3 protein-coding genes are annotated in these 2,720 nt (G+C 35.7%); 1 reads left to right on the top strand and 2 read right to left on the bottom strand.

Going from position 1 to position 2,720, the window contains the following annotated elements; genetic code table 11:
* Positions 1-2: 2 nt before the first annotated feature.
* Complete coding sequence (locus tag ACY65O_RS11845; RefSeq protein ID WP_462221063.1) at positions 3-1,268, bottom strand: BaiN/RdsA family NAD(P)/FAD-dependent oxidoreductase; 1,266 nt, start codon at positions 1,266-1,268, stop codon at positions 3-5.
* A 58-nt stretch (positions 1,269-1,326) separates the two neighbouring features.
* On the opposite strand from ACY65O_RS11845, the gene ACY65O_RS11840 reads away from it, so the two are divergent.
* On the top strand, positions 1,327-1,917 hold the full coding sequence (locus tag ACY65O_RS11840) for a YiiX/YebB-like N1pC/P60 family cysteine hydrolase (protein ID WP_462221062.1): 591 nt from the start codon (positions 1,327-1,329) through the stop codon (positions 1,915-1,917).
* Between the two features lie 283 nt (positions 1,918-2,200).
* Here the strand turns inward: ACY65O_RS11840 and map are convergent.
* The coding region (gene map / locus ACY65O_RS11835) for a type I methionyl aminopeptidase (RefSeq protein WP_462221061.1) at positions 2,201-2,720 on the bottom strand (520 nt) is incomplete at its 5' end.

Raw genomic sequence — 2,720 nt, 5'->3', positions numbered from 1 at the left:
CCCTAAACATCTAAACTTTCTAAACTTTTTAAGCTACTAACAGCCTTTGCAGCTATCCATCCAGTAGTCCATGCGTTTTGAAAATTAAAGCCCCCGGTAATACCATCGGCATTAATTACTTCGCCGGCAAAAAATAAGCCTGGTATTATTTTACTTTGCATCGTATTAAAATCAATTTCATTTAATTGAATGCCGCCTGATGTTACAAACTCTTCTTTAAAAGTTGTTTTACCTTTTACATCAAACTCCTGTGTACATAAATTTTTAATTAATTTATTTTGATCTTTAGCCGGTAAATCTGCCCAGCGTAAATCTTCATTTACGCCTGATTGCTGCAGTAAATATTCCCACAGGCGACCGGGTAACGCAAAAGGATTTCGATTAATAATTTTTTGAGTGGCAATACTAAACCGAAGTTGCTGCATTTTTTCCCTAAGTGAATTTTCATTAAACTCCGGTATCCAGTTTATACTAATTTTAAATGAATAATTTTTTGTTTGAAGTTCTCTTGCACCCCAGGCTGATAATTTTAAAATCGCAGGACCACTCATACCCCAATGTGTAATTAATAACGGCCCCTGCTCCACAAGTTTAGAACCCACAATTTTCACCGTAACATTTTCTACCGTTACACCCATTAAAGCCGTGATACTGTTACCCGGCATGTTAAAAGTAAATAAAGATGGTACTGGCTCTTCAATTGTATGTGCTAATTTTTTTAACCACTCAAACTGAATGTTTTTAGGGTAACCGCCACTGGCAATACAAACAAAATCGGTGTTTAAAATTTTATTACTGTCAAGATGAACAGTGAATCGCTCAGTTGCAAATTGCTCATTGCTTATTGTCAATTCTTTTACTTCTGCATTCATTAGTATTTCAACGCCATACTTATTTGTTTCCTTCATCAGGCAATCGATAATTGTTTGAGAAGAATTAGTAACCGGAAACATTCTTCCGTCAGCTTCAGTTTTTAACTCCACTCCTCTTTGCTTAAACCATTCAATAGTATCTGTTGTAAAAAAATGGTGAAAGGCCTTTTTTAAAAATGTATTGCCCCGTGGATATTTTTTTATCATTTCTGCAATACTGAAACAGGCATGGGTAACATTACACCTGCCACCACCACTTACTTTTACTTTGCTTAATAATTTATTAGATTTTTCTACGATAGTAACTTCCAGTGCAGGATTCATTCTTGCAGCATTAACAGCACAAAAAAAACCAGCCGCTCCCCCCCCAATAACCACAAGTCGTTTCTTTTTCATTTTCTATTTTGTATCTTGACAATTAAATGCAAATTAACGCTTAACTCTTTATTATAGTATGGCCAGTTCCATTACAAAAAAACAACTTAAACAAATGCCGGTAATCCCTTACGACAAAGTAAGGGATCATATTAAAACAGGCAATATTTTTTTCAGCAGCGGCAGTTATGCTTTTTCAGGAGTTATTCAAAAACTTACAAAAAGCACCTGGAGCCATGTTGCAGTAGTTTATAAAGACGAAGAGCTGGGCAGGGTTATGGTTTTAGAAGCTGAACCTTCTGTTGGCATAAGATTAATTCCGGTGTCGAAATATTTGCGTAATTATAAAGATAAAAACCGGCCATACAAAGGGCAGATAGCTATTGCCAAACTAAATATTGATGTGGAGAAAGAAAAATTAAACCGTGGTATTAGTTTTGGCCTGGATGAGTTAGCAAGGCCTTACGACAATTTTGAAATTGTAAGAATAATGGTGCGTATTTTATTTCACATCAGCCGCAGAGAAAAAAACAGAAATTATATTTGCAGCGAACTGGTGAGAGACGTTTTTGCAAAGTCGGGCATAATTATACAATATAAAGACACATACATTAGTCCGGATAACATCTGGAGCGACGAAAGAGTGGAATTAAAATACAGAATTTTATAATTGCCACTTGCTGACTTTACTATAAAAAAATCTGCCAAGTAAATACCTGCCGGATTTTTTTATGAACCATTATTTTTTTACAAAATCTGTTTCAACTCAATAGAGAAATCTAATTTCATTTTTAAGATAATAGGTTTTTTAGGATTATCATTAATCCATAACTCCTGCGAATCATCACCGGATTTTGAAACTATATGCAAACATTTTATGTATTTAGTTTGGCCTTCTACCTGTACTGCATAAAGTATTGAAGGAGTAAAAATAAAATCCACATTTTATAAAATTAATAATCGGCGCAGAGATTGGAGTTGGCTTTTTCGGCAGCTTCTATTTCGGTAAATGAAGACAAAATATCGGCCTTGCCCCGTTGTATGCAAATGGTATGTTCGTAATGAGCGGCAGCTTTACCGTCTTCAGTTTTTATAGTCCATCCGTCTTTATCGTGGTACACATTTTTTGTTCCAAGGTTTATCATTGGCTCAATGGCAATCACCATTCCTTCTTTCAATTTTTGAAGTGTTCCTCTCTTTCCATAATTGGGTACCTGCGGTTCTTCATGCAGTTTTCTGCCCAAGCCATGGCCCACTAATTCTCTCACTACTCCATAACCATGCTCTTTTTCGGTATATTGCTGTACGGCATAAGCGATATCTCCAACACGGTTGCCATGAATGGCTTTTTCAATTCCTTTGTATAAAGATTCTTTTGTAACCCTTAATAATTGTTTTAGTTCAGCACTAATTTCTCCAACTGCAAATGTGTAAGCACTGTCGCCATGAAAACCATTTTTAAACGCCCCTACA

This window comes from Ferruginibacter sp., assembly GCF_031430955.1.
Lineage (GTDB): Bacteria > Bacteroidota > Bacteroidia > Chitinophagales > Chitinophagaceae > Ferruginibacter.
Note: the sequence above shows the minus strand (reverse complement) of the source record. Positions and strands in the feature narration are given on the sequence as shown.

Excerpts from the sequence above, each read along its gene's own strand:
- ACY65O_RS11845 (WP_462221063.1), bottom strand. The coding sequence starts at position 1,268 with ATGAAAAAGAAACGACTTGTGGTTATTGGGGGGGGAGCGGCTGGTTTT.
- ACY65O_RS11840 (WP_462221062.1), top strand. The coding sequence starts at position 1,327 with ATGGCCAGTTCCATTACAAAAAAACAACTTAAACAAATGCCGGTAATC.